Origin of the sequence: Thiomonas arsenitoxydans (assembly GCF_000253115.1) — a bacterium.
GTDB classification, from domain to species: domain Bacteria; phylum Pseudomonadota; class Gammaproteobacteria; order Burkholderiales; family Burkholderiaceae_C; genus Thiomonas; species Thiomonas arsenitoxydans.
Genome location: NC_014145.1, coordinates 657645 through 675279, shown reverse-complemented (window position 1 = coordinate 675279; position 17635 = coordinate 657645). Strand labels below are relative to the sequence as shown.

The 17635-nt window shown below is 63.8% G+C and carries 17 protein-coding genes; 12 read left to right on the top strand and 5 right to left on the bottom strand.

All coding sequences use genetic code 11. The features are described from left to right. The first annotated feature begins 101 nt into the window (after positions 1-101). Positions 102-2501: a putative bifunctional diguanylate cyclase/phosphodiesterase gene (locus tag THI_RS03095; protein ID WP_013104768.1), complete on the top strand. Its 2400-nt coding sequence runs from the start codon at positions 102-104 to the stop codon at positions 2499-2501. Positions 2502-2667: 166 nt separating this feature from the next. Beyond that, complete coding sequence (locus THI_RS03090; RefSeq protein WP_013104767.1) at positions 2668-5073, top strand: putative bifunctional diguanylate cyclase/phosphodiesterase; 2406 nt, start codon at positions 2668-2670, stop codon at positions 5071-5073. 5 nt (positions 5074-5078) lie between these two features. Here the strand turns inward: THI_RS03090 and purT are convergent, their stop codons facing one another. Together purT and THI_RS03080 are read right to left on the bottom strand one after the other, a co-directional pair. Continuing rightward, the gene (purT, locus tag THI_RS03085) at positions 5079-6284 is read right to left on the bottom strand and encodes a formate-dependent phosphoribosylglycinamide formyltransferase (RefSeq protein ID WP_013104766.1); all 1206 of its coding nucleotides are present in this window, start codon (positions 6282-6284) and stop codon (positions 5079-5081) included. An 18-nt stretch (positions 6285-6302) separates the two neighbouring features. Then, positions 6303-6950, bottom strand: coding sequence for a DUF1345 domain-containing protein (locus THI_RS03080; protein WP_013104765.1), 648 nt, complete (start codon positions 6948-6950; stop codon positions 6303-6305). Positions 6951-7061: 111 nt separating this feature from the next. Between THI_RS03080 and argB the strand changes: the two genes are divergently transcribed. The 6 genes from argB to THI_RS03050 all read left to right on the top strand — a co-directional run bounded on the left by argB (position 7062) and on the right by THI_RS03050 (position 13071). Then, on the top strand, positions 7062-7976 hold the full coding sequence (argB, locus tag THI_RS03075) for an acetylglutamate kinase (RefSeq protein WP_013104764.1): 915 nt from the start codon (positions 7062-7064) through the stop codon (positions 7974-7976). A 266-nt stretch (positions 7977-8242) separates the two neighbouring features. Further along, positions 8243-9559: a quaternary amine ABC transporter ATP-binding protein gene (locus THI_RS03070; protein ID WP_013104763.1), complete on the top strand. Its 1317-nt coding sequence runs from the start codon at positions 8243-8245 to the stop codon at positions 9557-9559. Further along, positions 9543-10427 carry a glycine betaine ABC transporter substrate-binding protein gene (locus tag THI_RS03065; RefSeq protein WP_013104762.1) on the top strand — a complete coding sequence of 295 codons (885 nt, stop codon included), beginning with the start codon at positions 9543-9545 and terminating at the stop codon, positions 10425-10427. Before THI_RS03070 ends, THI_RS03065 begins: the two co-directional genes overlap by 17 nt. A 123-nt stretch (positions 10428-10550) precedes the next feature. Then, a complete protein-coding gene (locus THI_RS03060; RefSeq protein WP_013104761.1) occupies positions 10551-11411 on the top strand; it encodes an ABC transporter permease in 861 nt (286 codons plus the stop codon). Then, complete coding sequence (locus tag THI_RS03055) at positions 11411-12271, top strand: glycine betaine ABC transporter substrate-binding protein (protein WP_013104760.1); 861 nt, start codon at positions 11411-11413, stop codon at positions 12269-12271. Before THI_RS03060 ends, THI_RS03055 begins: the two co-directional genes overlap by 1 nt. An 80-nt stretch (positions 12272-12351) precedes the next feature. Beyond that, positions 12352-13071: a pyrimidine 5'-nucleotidase gene (locus tag THI_RS03050; protein WP_041609126.1), complete on the top strand. Its 720-nt coding sequence runs from the start codon at positions 12352-12354 to the stop codon at positions 13069-13071. A gap of 18 nt (positions 13072-13089) precedes the next feature. Here the strand turns inward: THI_RS03050 and proC are convergent, their stop codons facing one another. After that, a complete protein-coding gene (proC, locus tag THI_RS03045; RefSeq protein WP_013104758.1) occupies positions 13090-13947 on the bottom strand; it encodes a pyrroline-5-carboxylate reductase in 858 nt (285 codons plus the stop codon). Between the two features lie 55 nt (positions 13948-14002). Between proC and tsaB the strand changes: the two genes are divergently transcribed. From tsaB to THI_RS03025, 4 genes are all read left to right on the top strand, one after another. Then, positions 14003-14830 (top strand): tRNA (adenosine(37)-N6)-threonylcarbamoyltransferase complex dimerization subunit type 1 TsaB, encoded by an 828-nt coding sequence (gene tsaB, locus THI_RS03040; protein WP_013104757.1) that lies wholly within the window; start codon positions 14003-14005, stop codon positions 14828-14830. After that, positions 14827-15381 carry a ribosomal protein S18-alanine N-acetyltransferase gene (gene rimI, locus THI_RS03035; protein ID WP_013104756.1) on the top strand — a complete coding sequence of 185 codons (555 nt, stop codon included), beginning with the start codon at positions 14827-14829 and terminating at the stop codon, positions 15379-15381. The genes tsaB and rimI overlap by 4 nt, the downstream gene beginning before the upstream one ends. A gap of 15 nt (positions 15382-15396) precedes the next feature. Next, positions 15397-16257 (top strand): uracil-DNA glycosylase, encoded by an 861-nt coding sequence (locus THI_RS03030; RefSeq protein WP_013104755.1) that lies wholly within the window; start codon positions 15397-15399, stop codon positions 16255-16257. A gap of 232 nt (positions 16258-16489) precedes the next feature. Further along, positions 16490-16789, top strand: coding sequence for a hypothetical protein (locus tag THI_RS03025; RefSeq protein WP_013104754.1), 300 nt, complete (start codon positions 16490-16492; stop codon positions 16787-16789). Positions 16790-16862: 73 nt separating this feature from the next. Here THI_RS03025 and THI_RS03020 read toward each other — a convergent pair whose 3' ends face one another. Then, positions 16863-17228: a c-type cytochrome gene (locus THI_RS03020; protein WP_013104753.1), complete on the bottom strand. Its 366-nt coding sequence runs from the start codon at positions 17226-17228 to the stop codon at positions 16863-16865. A gap of 18 nt (positions 17229-17246) precedes the next feature. Next, on the bottom strand, positions 17247-17612 hold the full coding sequence (locus THI_RS03015) for a c-type cytochrome (protein ID WP_013104752.1): 366 nt from the start codon (positions 17610-17612) through the stop codon (positions 17247-17249). Positions 17613-17635: the final 23 nt, after the last annotated feature.

Sequence of the window (17635 nt, the reverse complement as noted above, 5' to 3'; positions counted from 1 at the left end):
AATCCCTAAACTACGGCAGTTCCGTTGACCTCCAACACGAGACCCCGACACCCCGGGCGACTCGTCCCCGACTGCAGCCCTTGCAATCCGTTTTCGCACCGATGGATCAATCCCACCCTTCCAACAAATCGCGGCGTCCGCAGCGGGCCCTGCTGGCGCTGAATCTAGCCGGATACGTTGCGGGCGCCCTCACGATTCTGGGCTACGGGCTGATCGGGCTGCTGCCCACTTTTGTGGCCTGGGCCTACTTTCTGACCGGGGCGCTGGTCAACATCGGGCTGTATTTCTGGATACAGGGCCTGAGCGACGAAGCGGTTCGCACCAAAACCTACCCCACCTACGTCTTTCTGCTGCTCAACGTGGGCGTGCAGCTGGGCTTTGCAATCTGGCAACCGCAGATTGCTTTCATCGCCATGCTGATCCTGATTGGCATCGTGCCCATCGAAGTGCTGCGCTTTCGCCGTCGCCAGATCGTGTTCATGTACGGCCTGATCGCGGCGATGACCCTGATCGCTCTCTTGTTGAGCGCGGGCCGCTGGAGCATTCCCACCAACGGCTGGACGCAGCAGACGCTGCTGTGGATTGCGTTCACCGAAGCGCTGGCTTTCAGCATCGCCACGCAGTTATTCAAAGAGCGCTTCAGCCGCAAGCTGATGCAGCACAACGAGCAGATCCGCGACGAGTACAAGACCTATCGCACCATCGCCCATCGCGATGATCTCACCGGCTTGGCCAACCGCCGGGCGTTCATGCAGAAACTGAGCGCCACGCTGGTCAAGCATCCGCATCAGGCTCTGGCCGTGGGCATGATCGATCTCGACCGCTTCAAGATCGTCAACGACCGTCTGGGCCATTCGGTGGGAGATCAACTGCTGGTGGCCGTGGGCCAGCGTCTGCGTAGCGTGCTGCGCCAAACCGATGTGCTGGCGCGGCTGGGCGGAGACGAGTTCGTGGTGATGTTCACCGGGTACACCTCGCTCGACCAGCTGCGCGCAGTGGCCGACCGATTGGTCAAAAGCATGGAGCAGGAGTTCACGGTGCAGAGCCACGCCCTGCAGATCGGGCTGTCGCTGGGCATCGTCATTCAGCAGCAAGCGAAGCCGGTGGATGCGCTCACCTTGATGCGCCGCGCCGATCTGGCGATGTACGCCTCCAAGGAAGGCGGCCGTCAGCAGTACCGCTTTTTCGACCAGCATATGGAAGACGCCCTGCAGGAGCATGATCGCAAGCTCAACTGGGTGCTCGACGCGCTGCATCACAACCGGCTGGAACTGCACTACCAGCCCATTCTGTCGTTCGATGGCGGCACGGCTGCGGGCGTGGTTGGCGTCCACAGCGCCGAAGCGCTGCTGCGCCTGCGCGACGCCGACGGCGTGCACACGGCGGGCGCCTTCGAGTCGGTGCTGGATGACGAGCAAATCGGTGTGCCGGTCGGGCGTTTCGTACTGTCTGCCGCGCTCGATCAGGCGCAGCGCTGGCATCTGCAGGGCCGGGAGATTCAGGTCAACGTCAACATCAGTCCGCGCCATTTTCTCGATCCGCAGTTTCTCTCCGACCTGCGTACCGCGCTGGAACGCCATCCGCAATGTCCGCCGGAACGGCTCGTGCTCGAAGTCACCGAGCATGGCTCCGAGCTCGACAGCCGCATGGCCAGCTTTGTCGTCAGCCGCTGTCGCCACCTGGGCGTGCGGGTCGCGCTCGACGACTTTGGCACCGGCAGCGCCAGCCTCACCCATCTGCAACAACTCGAGGTCTCGTCGGTCAAGATCGACCGCAGCTTCACCCGCGACCTGTTCACCAGCGGCGCCGGGCTGAGTATCACTTACGGGCTGCTGCGCACTGCCGCGCTGATGGGCCTGGCCGTGGTGGCCGAGGGCGTGAGCACGCCGCAACACGCGCTGGCGCTGGCCTCCATGTCGTGCCGTCGTTTTCAGGGTTATGCCATCGCCCGGCCGATGACCGCCGAAGCCATGGATGCCTGGCTCACCACCTGGCGCTCGCAACTGCCTTGGGCGGCCTTGCTGCCCAAGCAGGCGCAGATCTCGCCCGATGCGATCCACGCCCTGGTGCAGCACAACAATACGGCGCTGCACGCCGAGCGCGGCACCATCAGCTCAGAAGAACGCAAGCAGCTCATCGAGCCAGATGCCCAGAACGCCTGCGCCCTGGGTGTCTGGTGCCACGAAAATGGCGCGCGTTACAGCAACCGGCCCGGATTTCTGCGACTGATGCGCGAACATCATGTGTTTCACAACCGGCTGCGCGAAGAACTGGCCGAGGCCCCGCTGAGCCCGGAGTCGGCCAGGATCAAGAGCCTGGGCGAGCAAAGCCGCATCATTCGGCACCAGTTCTGGAATCTGATTCTGCTGGGCGTCGACAAGCCCGTCGAATCTGACCAAGAGGAAGTCAACTCAACCGAATTCAACAGCGTGTTCGAGTCGGCTCCGGCCGAGTCCATCGAAGCGCCCTCCACCCCGCCAGCACTCAAACTCGTTCTGTGAGTATTTTTTGGTGAAATGAGCGGGCGCTGCAAGCCTTGCCGCTTGCATTGCCTCTGCGCCGCATGAACACTCCAACACAACAAGACGCTTTCGCTCGTGCGCAGCATGTCCGGCCTCCGCCACTCGTGGGGTGCCCGCCTGCAGCGTGCCGCGGCCCAGACTGAACATGACGCAGCGCGCCCCTGATCAAAACCCAGACAACCGCCCCACACCGTCCACCGCCCTGCTGAACCGCACTCTCGCAGGTTATGTGCTCTACGCGGGGCTGCTGCTCGCCTATGCCGCAGCGGGGCTGCTGCCCTGGCTGGCTGCCGTCGCCTACGGCCTGCTCGGGGTGACGGTCAATCTGCTTCTGCTCAACTGGATGCTCTACTTCCCCCGGGGACGAAACAGCGCAGAGGATTTTCCGGTCACGCTGTTCCTGCTGCTCAACGCCGGGCTGCAGTTCCTGTTCTTCGCCTTGTTGCCGGCAGTGGGGGCGCTGTTCCTGCTGCCGCTGTTTGCGCTGATTCCAATCGCCGCGCTGCATGTGCGTCGGCTTCAGATTGCCGCCAGCCTGCTGCTGCTTGCGGCGCTCAGCGCGGTGGCGATAGGGCTCAGCCCTGGCCGAATTCAGTTGCCCACGGCGGACGGGCAGCAGCGCGCACTGGCATGGGCTGCCGTGCTGACCGTGCTCGCCTTCGGCGCCACGCTCATGATGACCGTCGAAGGCTTCAGCCGCGCGCTCATCAAGGACAACCTGCGGCTGACCAAGGCGTTCAAGGCGCTGCGCCGTTTCGCCCTGCGCGACGAGCTGACCGGGCTGGCCAATCGCCGCATCTTTCTCGATCACCTCAACGAGCTGATGCAGCGCCACCCGGCCCAGACGCTGACCATCGGGCTGATGGATCTCGACCGCTTCAAATCCGTCAATGACCGGCTGGGCCACATCATTGGCGATCAGTTGCTGGTCGCCGTGGGGCAACGGCTGCGCGGTGTGCTGCGCGAGGGCGATCTGCTGGCCCGTTTCGGCGGCGATGAGTTCGTGGTGCTGCTGCCCGGCTACAGCACCGAGCAGCAGCTCAGCTACATCGCCAAACGGCTGGTGAACTGCATCGAAGCGCCGTTCATCATTCAGGGCAACAGCCTGCAGATCGGGCTGTCGCTCGGTCTGGTGGTACAGCAGCCCGATGCGCCCGTCGACGCCGAAACCCTGGTGCGGCGGGCCGACATGGCCATGTACGCGGCGAAGAAAAACGGCCGACAGCAATACCGCATCTTCGACCAGCAGATGGAAGACGCCATGCAGGAGCGCCACCGCAAGCTGCAATGGGTGCAGTCTGCATTGCGCGACAACCGGCTGGAGCTGCAGTATCAGCCCATTCTGTCGCTGCAGGCGGCATCGGCCGCCAAAGGGGCGGAACCGCAGGTGCAGATCGACGGCGCCGAAGCCCTGCTGCGGCTGCGCGACGCAGCGGGACTGCACCGCGCAGCGACTTTCGAGGCCGTGCTCGACGACGACACCCTGGCCGTGGCGGTAGGCCGTTTCGTGCTGGCCGCGGCCATGCGCCAGGCCGACGCCTGGTTCGGTGCGGGGCGCGCGCTGCAGATCAGCGTCAACATCAGCCCGCGGCATTTTCTCGATCCGCAATTTCTCTCCGACCTGCGCAGCGTGCTGACCCAGCACCCGCAGTGCCCGCCCGGGTTGCTGGCGCTGGAGCTGACCGAGCACGGCTCCGAGCTCGACGGCGCGATGGCGCGCTTCATGGTCGCGCAATGCCGCCAGCTGGGCGTGCAGGTCATCCTCGACGACTTCGGCACCGGCAGCGCCAGCCTGATCCACCTGCAGCAGCTCGAAATCACCTCAGTCAAGATCGACCGCAGCTTCACCCATGACCTGTTCACCAGCGGCGCGGGGCTGAGCATTTCCTACGGCCTGCTGCGTATCGCCGAGCTGATGGGGCTGGAAGTGATCGGCGAAGGTGTGAGCTCGGCGCAGCATGCGCTGGCGCTGTCGTCCATGGGCTGTCGGCGCTTTCAGGGCTACGCCATTTCGCCGCCGCTGTCGCTGTCCGACTTCGAAGTCTGGCTGGCCAACTGGCCCCAACTCATCCCCTGGACGGCCTCGCTGCGCCACCAGCCGGCCATCTCGGCCGATGCCATTCAGGCCCTGGTGTGGCACAACGCCGTGGCGCTGCGCGCGCAGCAAGACACCTTGAGCGAAAGCGAGCGTCAGCAGTTTCTCAAGCCGAACGCCGCGCTGCAAAGCGAGCTGGGTCTTTGGTGCCAGACCCATCAGGCGATGTATGAAGATCGGCCCGCTTTCCTGCGCCTGATTCGCGAGCTGCACATCTTTCACACCCGGCTACGAGAGCAGCTGGCGACCAGGGCGCCGATCGAGCCAGCGCAGGCCGCGCAGCTCAAAGCGCATAGCCGCGTGGTGCGGCACCAGTTCTGGAATCTGGTGCTGGTGAACATTCCGCCCTTGGCGGCGGAATCGACGTCGCGCCAAGCGGGCCGAGATGCCGACCGAAACGCCGACTCGCGCTCCGGCGGTTTCGACAGCTCGATGCACCCCACCTTGCCGCTATAACGCTCTCAGCTTGACGCCACCACCCGCACCTGTTGCGCGGCGCGTTTGGCGTTGGCGCGCGCGGCGTCGGTCGATTCGGCGCGGGTCAGCGCCACGCCCATGCGGCGCTTGACGAAACTCTCGGGTTTGCCGAACAGCCGCAGATCTGTTCCGGGTATGGCCAGCGCCGCCTCCACCCCTTCGAAGCGCACGCCGCGCGCCTCGACTGCCCCGTAGATCACCGCGCTGGCGCCCGCGGTCTTGAGCGACGGGTCCACCGGCAGGCCGAGTATGGCCCGGGCGTGCAGCTCGAACTCGCTCTGCCACTGGGTGATGAGGGTAACCAGCCCAGTGTCGTGCGGGCGCGGGCTGACCTCGCTGAACCACACTTGCTCGCCCTTGACGAACAATTCCACGCCGAAAATGCCGCGCCCGCCCAGCGCCTCGGTGATGCGCCGCGCCATGTCGCGGCTGCGCTCCAGCGCTACCGGGTTCATGGGGTGCGGCTGCCAGCTTTCCACATAGTCACCGGCCACTTGCACATGGCCGATGGGTTCGCAGAAGTCGGTGCGCACGGCGCCGTCGGCGCCCATGCTGCGCACGGTGAGCTGGGTGATTTCATAATCGAAGTCGATGAAGCCCTCGACGATCACGCGGCTCTGCGCCACGCGCCCGCCCGACATCGCCGCCTCCCAGGCGGGGCGCACGTCGGCAGGGCCGTCGAGCTTGCTCTGCCCCTTGCCCGAGGAACTCATCACCGGCTTGACCACGCAGGGATAGCCGATGCCGCCATCGATCGCGGCCTGCAGTTGCTCCAGCGAATCGGCGAAGGCATAGGGCGAGGTGGCCAGACCCAGCTCTTCGGCGGCCAGTCGGCGGATGCCTTCGCGGTTCATGGTCAGCCGCGCAGCGCGGGCTGTGGGAATGACGGTCACCACACCGGCAGCCTCCAGCTCTTCGAGCACCGGCGTGGCGATGGCCTCGATTTCCGGCACCACCAGATGCGGTTTTTCCTGCAGGATGAGGGCGCGCAAAGCCTCGGGATCGGTCATTTGAATCGTGCGGGCATGGTGCGCCACCTGCTGCCCAGGCGCGTGGTCGTAGCGGTCCACCGCGATGGTTTCCACGCCCAGGCGCTGCAGCGCGATGAGCACTTCCTTGCCCAGTTCGCCCGCGCCGAGCAGCATCACGCGGGTGGCCGAAGGGGAAAGCGGGGTGCCAAGGGTCGTCATGTCAAAGTCCTTCACGATTTAGAAAGCGCCGGCCAGGGCATTGACCGTCAGCGCCAGAATCACCACATTGAAAAAGAACGCCGCCACGCTGTGCAGCAACACCAGATGGCGCACATGCCGCCCGGCGATGTTCACGTCCGAGGTCTGAAAGGTCATGCTCAGCACCACGGAAAAATAGAGATAGTCCCAATAATCGGGCACCTGATTGTTGGGGAACATCAGCGCAGGCGTGCCCGCCGTGCGCGCGGTGTAGTCGCTATGGGCGTATTGCAGGGCGAAGATCACCGAGAAAAACAGCCAGGACAGCACGATGCTGCTTCCGGCCAGCGCCAGCGCGCCGGGGTGACCGCGCACCGCATGCAGCTCCACCGACAGCGCAGCGAATACCGCACCCGACAGCACCAGGCTGAACAGCAGCACCGTCCAGCGTCCTTCGGCCTCCAGCTCGGTGCGGCGCTTGAGCGTTTCGGTCGTGGCGTGCGCCATCATCCAGGCGGTGCTGACAAGAAACAGCAGCGCACTGGCATCAAACGCCCAGAGCAACGCAATGGTGTGCGGCAAAGTGGCGCTGAGCACCGACCACAGCACCACGCCCAGCGCAATGGCCGCGCTCAAACGCGGGCGGTGGCTGAGTGTGCGGTAGAGGGTGAGAAGCGGATTGCGCATGGGGCATGAAGTGTAGGGTGAGTTCAGCGCGACATGCCCGGCGATGAATCCCTAGAATTGCGCACCGCAACATCGCCCCCGCCTCTCTCCCCTTCACGACCAAGGTTCGCCATGACCGCCGACACGTCCACCGACTTCCCCGATCTGTCGCATATCGCCCCCCGCGAAAAAGCCGAAATCCTCGCCCAGGCCCTGCCCTATATCCGCAAATTTCACGGCAAAACTCTGGTCATCAAATACGGCGGCAACGCCATGACCGACCCGGCGCTGCAGCAAGACTTTGCCGAGGACGTGGTGCTGCTCAAGCTGGTGGGCATGAACCCGGTGGTGGTGCATGGCGGCGGCCCGCAGATCGACGAGGCTTTGAACCGCGTAGGCAAAAAAGGCACTTTCGTGCAAGGCATGCGAGTGACCGACGACGAAACCATGGAAGTGGTGGAATGGGTGCTGGCCGGCCAGGTGCAGCAAGACATCGTCGGCCTGATCAACCACGCCGGCGGCAAGGCAGTGGGACTGACCGGGCGAGACGGCGGCTTGATTCGCGCGCGCAAACTGCGCATGCGCGACCGCGAGAATCCGACAGCCGAGATCGACGTGGGCCAGGTGGGCGAAGTGGCCGCCATCGATCCCGCGGTGGTCAAGGCGCTGCAGGACGATCAGTTCATTCCGGTCATCTCGCCCATCGGCTTCGGCGAGGACAACGCCTCGTTCAATATCAACGCCGACGTGGTGGCAGGCAAGCTGGCCGAAGTGCTGCGCGCCGAAAAGCTGCTGCTGCTCACCAATATCCCCGGGGTGATGAACAAGAAGGGCGAGCTGCTTACCGATCTCACCGCGCATGAAATCGACGACATGTTCGCCGACGGCACCATTTCCGGCGGCATGCTGCCCAAAATCTCGTCCGCGCTGGAAGCCGCCAAATCCGGCGTCAACTCGGTGCACATCGTCGATGGCCGCATTCCGCACGCCATCCTGCTCGAAGTGCTGACCGAGCAGGCCTTCGGCACCATGATCCGCTCGCATTGACCCTCCCGGCGCGCAGGGCAAGAACCGACGCAAGATCAACCCACCGGGAATCTCAACCATACCTGGAAAAGCCGCATTCTTTGCGGCTTTTTTTGTTTTTTGCCGCTGAACAGTGAGTAAATTTATCGTTTAGGCACATCGTCCTGGCATCGCTGGCATTTTAGTAAATTGTCCTGATCATGACCCATTATTTGGATGATGATTTATTGATTAATTCTGAATAATAATATATAATATGGCATCTTTTATAGGAAAAAATTATAACGATGACAGATAATCCACAAACCCATCCGAAAATAAGCATTCAATCCGTCAGCAAAATATTTGGCAAACATTCCAATAAGGCCATCGAGCTTCTGAAAAATGGTCATGGAAAATCCAAAGTCCAGGCGGATACTGGGGTGGTTGTGGGTGTTCACGATGTCAGCCTGGATATCTATCCCGGTGAAATTTTCGTGATTATGGGTTTATCTGGAAGCGGAAAATCCACCCTGCTTCGGCTCATTAACCGACTACAAGACCCTACGGTCGGCAGAATTTTGGTCGATGGCGAAGATGCCACCGCGATGAACGCTAAGGCCCTGCGCGCGCTGCGGCGCCAGAAGTTCGGCATGGTGTTCCAAAGCTTCGCCTTGCTGCCGCACCGCACGGTGCTGGGCAATGTGGAATTCGGCCTCGAAATTCAGGGGATGTCCAAGACGCAGCGCCAGGAGCGCGCCATGCAGGTCATCGAGACCGTCGGCCTGAAAAACTACGAGAACCGCTACGCCTCCGAGTTGTCCGGGGGCATGCAACAGCGCGTCGGTCTGGCGCGCGCGCTGGCGGCCGACCCGGAGATTTTGCTGATGGACGAGGCGTTCAGCGCGCTCGATCCCTTGATCCGCAGCCAGCTTCAGGATGATTTGCTCGAAATTCAGGAGCGCCTGGGCAAGACGATTGTGTTCGTGTCGCACGATCTGGACGAAGCCATCAAGATCGGCACGCGCATTGCCATCCTTCGGGACGGTCGCCTGATCCAGATCGGCACGCCGCAGCAAATCCTGTCTGCGCCGGCAGACGACTACGTTTCGGCCTTCGTCGAAGGGGCCGACCGCACCAAGGTGCTTACCGCCGAGCAGATCATGCAGCCGTTGCGCGTGGCGGCGAACATCCGCGATTCGGCGCGCACCGTGTTGCGCAAAATGGAACGCAGCGGATTCAGCGGGCTCATCGTGATCGACAGCGCGCGCAATCTCAAGGGCTTCATCGAACTGGCCCATGTCACCGCCCAGCGCGACGCCGAGCGCATCAGCCTGGCGCAGGTTCGCCCGCTGCCCACTGCGACGCCCGATGCCAAACTGGCCGATCTGATCCAGCGCGTCAACACCGAAGGCTCTCCGCTGTGCATTGTCGATGCGCGCAACCGCGTGATCGGCGTGGTGGACAAGAGCAGCCTGATCGCGGCCTTGGCCCAGGGCGATCAGAACACGGAGAATGCCGCCGCCCCTGCGGCAGACACCGCCGCGCCAACGGCGCAACCCGCCATCGATTCCGTTGCACCCGCTTTCGACACCCAGGAGATCGACCATGTCCCGCAAACCTGACACTCCGGCCACGCCGCTGCCCAACCTGTCACGCCGCCGCGCTACCCAGCTTGCCGCGGGCAGTTTGCTGCTGCCCTGGGCCGTGGCGCAGGCCGCCCCTTCACCCATCCGCCTGGGCTACGTGAAGGCGTGGCCGAGCAGCAATATCCCCTCCAATATGGTCGCCGCCTATGTGCGCAAGCGCTTTGGCATTCCGGTCGAACTGGTTTCCAGTGAACCGGGGCCGATGTGGGAGGCCGTGGCCAGCGGGCGCACCGACCTCACCCTCACCGTCTGGCTGCCCGGCACCAGCGAGGTGTACTACCACAAGCTGCGCAACAAGCTGGTGCATCTGGGCGCCTACTACCAAGGCACCCGCCTTGGCCTGACCCTGCCCGACTATGTGCCGGTCAAGACCATTGCGCAGTTGCAGTCGCATCACGCACAGTTTCATGACAAGATTTACGGCGTCGAATCCGGCTCGGTCGTCAACATGATGGCCAACAAGGCCATCAAGACTTACCACCTCGCGCCGATGGAACTTGTCAGCAGTTCGACTGCGGCGATGACCGTCCAGCTCAAGCGCGCCATTGCCCGCCAGGACTGGATCGTCGTCACCGGCTGGCAGCCGCTGTGGATCTGGGCTGATTTCAAACTGCATTTCCTCGACGATCCCGAGGGCGTGTTCGGCGGCGTGGGCCATATGGACACGGTGATCAACCCGCAACTGCAGCGCCGCGCGCCGCAGGTCGTCGACTGGTTGCGCACCTTCCGCCTGCCGCAGGCCGAGTTGGCCAGCATGCTGCTTCAACTCTCCAACGGCCAATCGGTGGAGCAGATCGCCGAGCAATGGCTGGCCCGCCAGCCTGAGAGCCGGGCGGCAGCCTGATCTCGGCTCAGTGATTCCGGCTCACTGACCTCGGCTCCTCTTCCCAGCGCGGCTGTTGGCAGACCACTGCCGAGCCGACAGGCGCAGCTTTGCCCTGTGCGGCACTTTCAAGGAGAACTCTTGATGACATTTGGACAACCGATTCCCATTGGCGACTGGGTCAGCAACGGCGTCAACAACCTGACCGACCGTTACGCGGCCGCCTTCGACTCCATCACCCACGCCGTCCACTTTCTCATCTCCGGACTGCAGACCGGACTGGCCTGGATACCCGTGCCGGTCTTCATCGCGCTGGTGGCCGTACTCGCTCTGGCTGCCATGGGATGGAAACGTCCTGGCGGCTGGTCTCTGGCGATTTTCAGCGTTCTGGGGCTGGGTCTGGTGTGGAACCTCGGCTACTGGGACGATCTGATCAAGACCCTGGCGCTGGTGCTGGCCGCCGAGGTGCTGGTCATCCTCATCGGCGTGCCCACCGGCATTCTGAGCGCCAAAAGCCGGCTGCTTGAAAAGACGCTGCGGCCCGTGCTCGACATCATGCAGACCATGCCGGCCTTCGTATACCTGGTGCCTGCCGTCATCTTCTTCGGTCTGGGACTGGTGCCCGGGGTAATCTCCACCACCATCTTCGCGTTGCCGCCCCTCATCCGCCTGACCACGCTGGGCATCCGGCAGGTTCCGCACGAACTGGTCGAAGCCACGCAGTCTTTCGGCGCCACCTGGTGGCAACTGCTCACCAAGGTCCAGATTCCCTCGGCTCTTCCGTCCATCATGGCCGGGGTCAATCAAAGCATCATGCTCGGCCTTTCGATGGTGGTCATCTCCGCGATGATCGGCGCGGGTGGCCTGGGCAATGTGGTGCTCGAAGGCATCACGCAACTCGACGTCGGCAAAGGTTTTGTCGGCGGCCTGTGCGTGGTGATTCTGGCGATCATTCTCGATCGCCTGACCCAGTCCCTGGGTCGTCTCAACAAGGAGAAACACTAATGCAACGACGTCAATTCCTCTCACTCGGCGCCGTGGCGGCCGCCACGGCCGTCACCGGCATGCCCGCTTTCGCCGCCGACAAGGCCCCGGTCAGCATGACCTATGTCGCCTCTTGGCCGAGCAGCAACATCACCACCCACATCGCGGCGCGCATCATTCAGAAAAAGCTGGGCTACCCCACTCATCTGACCTCGACCGATGCCGGGCCGATGTGGGCTGCTGTGGCCTCAGGCCGTGCCGACGCCATGCTCACCGCCTGGCTGCCCACCACCCATCAGGTGTATTGGGACAAGTACAAAAAAGACGTGGTCGATCTGGGCGCCATCACCGAAGGCACCTGGCTGGGCTTGGCCGTGCCGAAGTATGTGCCCATCAACACCATCGCCGAACTCGAAACGCATCACGCCAAGTTCAAGAACCGCATCACGGGCATCGAGGCCGGGGCGGGCATCATGATCAACACCCAGAAGGCGATCAAGGCCTACGACCTCAAAGACATGGAACTGCTGACCAGCTCGACCGCGGCCATGCAGGCCCAGCTCAAGCGAGCGGTGGAGCGCAAGGACTGGATCGTGGTCACCGCCTGGAAACCGCTGGGCATCTGGGCGCAATTCCCGCTCAAGACGCTGGAAGACCCGAAGCACATCTACGGCGTGAGCGGCCATATCGACGCCATCATCAACCCCAAGCTGGAAAAAAGCGCACCCCGCGTGGTGCAGTTCCTGCGCGACTTCAAGCTGCCGCTGGACGACATTCAGGCCATGATGGTCGAACTCAATGGCGGCAAGAGCATGCCCGAAGTGACCGCCCAGTGGATCAGCGCACATCAGGCACAGGTCGACGGCTGGACCAAAGCCTGACCGGAGCCAACGGTCCCTTCGGATCGGTTCCAATACATATCGCCGCGCCACTGCGGCGGTTTTTTATGGCCGATACCTTCATGCCGTTTTCATCCCCGCAGAACCGCCCACAGACCGTCTGGCTGCTCGATCTCGACAACACCCTGCACGACGCCTCGTGGCGCGTGTTTCCGCTGATGAATGCGGAGATGACGGCCTTCATCGAACGCCATCTGGGCGTGGAGCGAGAGGAAGCCAATCGCATTCGCGCCCATTTCTGGCAACGCTACGGCGCCACGCTGCTGGGCCTGATGCACGAGCACGGCGTGGACGCCGCGCAATTTCTGCGCGAGACGCACGACTTTCCCCATCTGCCGCGCATGCTGCGCTGCGACGGCAGCGAGCGCGCGGCGCTGGCGCGTCTGCCGGGTCGCAAGCTGGTGCTCACCAATGCCCCGCGCAACTATGCCCGCCGGGTGCTGAAAACACTCAAACTCTGGCCGCTGGTCGACGGCTTGATCGCGGTTGAAGACATGTGGATGTTCCACAAACTGCGCCCCAAGCCGGACGCGCGCATGCTGCGCCATGTGCTCGCCCGCCACCGACTCAGGCCCGCGCAATGCGTGCTGGTCGAAGACACGCCCGGGCATTTGCAAGCCGCCCGTCGCATCGGCCTGCGCGGCGCGTGGATGGTGCGCTACGCCCGCCGCGCCGCGCGAGCAAGGCGCGATCTGCCCATGGAACGCACCGGCCTGCACGGACGGCCGGATTTCGTCGCCGCGCGTATCCGCAGCCTGAATGAACTCAGGCGGCTGGTTTGAAGCCGTCTGGCATCTTGCTCAACCCGCCTCCAGCGCGTCGCCCAGTTCCTTGGCGCGCTGATCGGCCGCGTGCAAGGCGCGGATGATCGTGGTCTGCATATCGGCCGCATCGAACACGCCCAGCGCCGCTGCGGTGGTGCCGCCTTTGCTGGTGACGTTGGCACGCAAGGTAGCCAAGGGCTCGCTGCTGCCCTGCGCCAACGCGGCTGCCCCGGCCAGCGTGGCTAGAGCCAACTCGCGCGCCTGCGCGCCGCTCAAACCGAGTTCTTCGCCAGCGCGCGTCATGGCTTCGGCCAGGTAAAACGCATACGCCGGGCCCGATCCCGACACTGCGGTGACCGCGTCGAGCAGGTCTTCACGCTGCACCCACACCCGCCGACCCGCCGGGGCCAGCAGGGCATCGGCCAGGGCGCGATCGGCCTCGCTGGCCTGCGCGCTGGCGAACAGTCCGGTGATGCCCTGACCGATGAGCGCCGGGGTGTTGGGCATGGTGCGCACCATGCGCTGCGCGCCGGTCTGCCGCTCGATGGCACGGCAGCGCACCCCGGCCATGATGCTGACGTGCAGCGCGTCGCCAAGATGCGCTCGGCAGTCGGCCGCGGCCTGCGCGAACTGCTGCGGCTTCACCGCCCAGACCACGGCCTGCGCATTGCGCAACGCGGCGTTGGGCGCTTCCAGAATCTGCGCGCCGGGAAAACGTTGCTGCAACCGCGCGCGTTGTTCGGCGAAGGGCTCGACCACGCGCAGGTTGGCGAGTTCCGCCCCCGAGGTCAGCAGCCCGCCGATCAGGGCGCTGCTCATATTGCCGCCGCCGATGAAGGCGGTGATGGGCAGGGAAACGGAGTGGATCGCAGGACAAGTCAGGTTCGCATTCATACCGCACATTATTCCCGCAAGTCGGCGACTGCAATTCACCGATAATTCTTACTCTATGCGTGTTCTTGCCCTCGATACCAGCACCGAAGCCCTGAGCGTCGCGCTCAGCGTGGACGGCCACTGCCGCACCTTCGATGAAGCCGGCGGCCCGCGCGCCTCGCAGCGGCTGTTGCCTTTGTGCGCCGAGTTGCTGCGCACGGCCGGGCTGCAATTCGCCGATCTCGACCTGATCGGCATGGGCGCCGGACCGGGCGCGTTCACCGGGCTGCGCACGGCCGCTTCAGCGGCGCAGGGGCTGGCCTATGCCCTGCACCTTCCGGTGGCGCGCGTCGACACGCTCATGGCGCAGGCGGAAACCGCCTTCGCACTGCTGCACAGCGACGGCACGGTGTTGCCCGATCCGGTGCAAGCCGAGCCGGGCGCTGTGGTGCTCGTGGCGAACGATGCGCGCATGGGCGAGTTGTATTGGGAGCTGTTTCGCGCCCAGACATCGGGCTGGCAAAGTCTGCACCGGCCAACCGTGCAACGGCCTGAGCACGCGGTGCTGGCCTGGGCCGAGGTGCTGGCCGATCTGCCCGAACATCTGGAGACCGGCGTGCTGCCCCGCTTGCTGGCCTGCGGCAATGCCTGGAGCGAACATGCAGACGCCCTTTCCGCCGCCTTCGCCTCGCACGCCAGCGACAACCCGCGCCTGTTCGCCCTGAACCGCGCGGTACTGCGCGCCGTGGCCTGCACGCCGTCGGCCGCCGCCGTGGCCCGGCTGTCGCTGCAGCAACACGCCGCCGGGCTGACCGTGTCTGCGGCGCTGGCGCAACCTATTTATGTCCGCGACAAAGTGGCCTTGACCACGGCGGAGCGCGAACTGGCTCGCGCTGCCTTATGAACGCCCGGCTGCGTCCGCACGACTCGTCTGGCGCCATTGCCCCGGCTGGTCAGTCGGCGCACGCCCTGCGACCGATGACCCCTGCCGACCTCGACGCCGTGGCGCAGATCGAAAACACGGTGTACGACTTTCCCTGGAGCCGGGGCAACTTCGCCGACTCCCTCACCGCGCAATATCACGCGCAGGTGCTCACCGACGAGACCGACACCGTGCGCGGCTATTTCGTGGCCATGCCCGGCGTGGAAGAAATGCATCTGCTCAATATCTCGGTCGATCCCGCGGTGCAGGGCCAGGGTTTGAGCCTGCTGATGCTCGATGCCGTGGTTTTGCTCAGCCGGGCCGATGGCGCCTACCTGCTCTGGCTGGAAGTGCGTCCGAGCAATACCCACGCCGTACGCATTTACGAGCGCTACGGCTTCTACCCCATCGCCCGCCGACGCGACTATTACCCCTCGGTCGATACGCAAGGCCGCGCCAGCCGGGAAGACGCCCTGGTGATGTCCGCGAAGGTGGACGATCTGCTGCAACGCCGCGGCCTGCGTCCGGCCTGACCGCGCCCAGCCCGCATGACTGAGCCCAGCCCTCGCCTCACCCCGCAAACCCTGCAGTGGACGCGGGCACTCGGCCTCGGGCCGCTGTTCGTGCGGCGCGAAGTTCTGCGCGAGCAGCAAGCTCAGCCCGCTGTCGAAGCCGCAGAATTCATTGCAACGCCCGCCGCTGCAAAGCCGGTCGCGCAGCCGCCCAAGCCCAACCGCCCCATCCCGCCGCCACGACCTGCGTCCTCCATCCCCATCACGGATGCCGCGCGGATTGAAGCCATCGCCCGCATGGACTGGGACGAGCTGCAAGCCGGCGCTCAGGCCTGCCGCGCCTGCAAACTCGGCAGCAGCCGACACCAGGCCGTATTCGGCAGCGGCTCCACGCAAGCCCGTTGGATGATCATCGGCGAGGCGCCCGGCGCCGAAGAAGACCGCCAAGGCCAGCCCTTTGTCGGCGCCGCGGGGCAATTGCTCGACGCCATGCTGCAGGCCATCGGTCTGGACCGCAGCGCCGACGACCCCGAGCGCGCGGTTTACATCGCCAATGTGCTCAAGTGCCGTCCGCCGGGCAACCGCAACCCCGAGCCCGAAGAAGTGGCCCAATGCGCGCCCTGGCTCGAGCGCCAGGTGGCCCTGCTGCAGCCGCAGCTCATTCTCGCTTTGGGCCGGTTCGCGGCGCACAGCCTGCTCGGCAGCCAAGCGCCCATCAGCCAGTTGCGCGGGCAGGTGCACGAGTTTGCCGGCGTTCCCGTCATCGTGAGCTATCACCCGGCCTATCTGCTGCGCAACCCGGCCGATAAGGCCCGCGTCTGGCGCGACCTGTGCTTCGCCCGCGATCTTGCCGACGCTGCCACCACAAAAGAAGCCGCAGCAACTCGGCCCGAATAAGACGGACCTGTTTGATACGGATCTATTTGCGCCCTATCGCAACACCATTTCTGCGACTTTTTTAACGCTTTTGCATGTAGCAATCGCAGCGCATGGGGTTGACCCTGAGCGCCACCCGCGGGTCAATCCAGAACAATGTAAAGAATCAAACAAAGGGCGCAATGCCGCGTTTTGCACCGCAAAGTCATACCGGGGGGTATGACCGGCACCGCCCGCAAACCTGGAGAGAGACATGCAGATCGACACCGCTTTTTTCATCAATGCCATCGGCATTGCCATCATGATCTACGGCCTGGTGGATGTTTTGCTGCTGCGCAGCAAGATTCCCGGCGGGCAGGTGGGCAAAGCGTGGAAGGCCCTGACCCTATTGATCGGGCTGTTTACCGTGGGTTATCTCGTCTCGCCTTTTTTCAGCACCCTGCCCGCAGATTCCATCCGCATCATCGTCTCGCTGATTTTCCTGTTTGGCGCGGTGTACGTGATCCTCACCGTGCGTCTGCTCTATCGCATCATCGCCGAGCTGGCGTCCTGACCGCATTCGTGCCCCACAAAAAAGCCCGGTCAGACCGGGCTTTTTTGTGGGTGCCATGATGATTCGCAGACGATCAGTGCATTTCGTCGCGGATGTAGAGATCGTCTTTCAGGCTGGCGATATAGGCCGCGATGTCCTGCAGGTCTTGCGTGTTGTACTGCGCGACCATGCCGCTCATGATGGCGTTGTTGCGACCGTATAGCGGGGTCTGGTGCTTGGCCTGGTATTGCTGCAGGGCGTGGAACAGATAGCTCTGGTATTGACCAGCCAGTTTGGGATAGTTGGGGGCAATGGGCTTGTCGAGACCAGCACCGTGGCAGGCAATGCAGCCGCCTTTGTTCACCAGTTCTTCACCCTTTTTGATGTCGGCCGCGTTGGCCAGTTGGGACATTTGAGCCAGGGCCAAGGCAGTCGCTGCCAGCAGAACGATTTTTTTCATCAAGGATCTCCGCGCTTGTTATTTGATGGGCTGGCCTTTGGCCGTAGCGTAGTAGGCGGCAATGTCGGCCATTTGCTGGTCGGTCAGCGACGCGGCAATGGCGCGCATGGTCGGAAACCGGCGGTTGCCGTTTTTGTATTCCTTCAGCGCATCGACGATGTACTGCGCGTTTTGCCCGTTGATCATGGGCACGGCAAAAATTTCAGGGAAGGAGGAGCGATAACCGCCCCCCATGTTGTGGCAGCCCTGGCAGGTGGCCACGAGCTTGGCGCCTTCTGCGGCATTGCCAACGACGTTCTGCGCGTGGGCGGACGCCGCGAGCATCAGGGAAGCGAGAAAGAGGACTTTTTTCATCATTGCAGGCGCGAGAGTCTTGAGAGCCATCAAACAAGCGCCTCATTATAGGG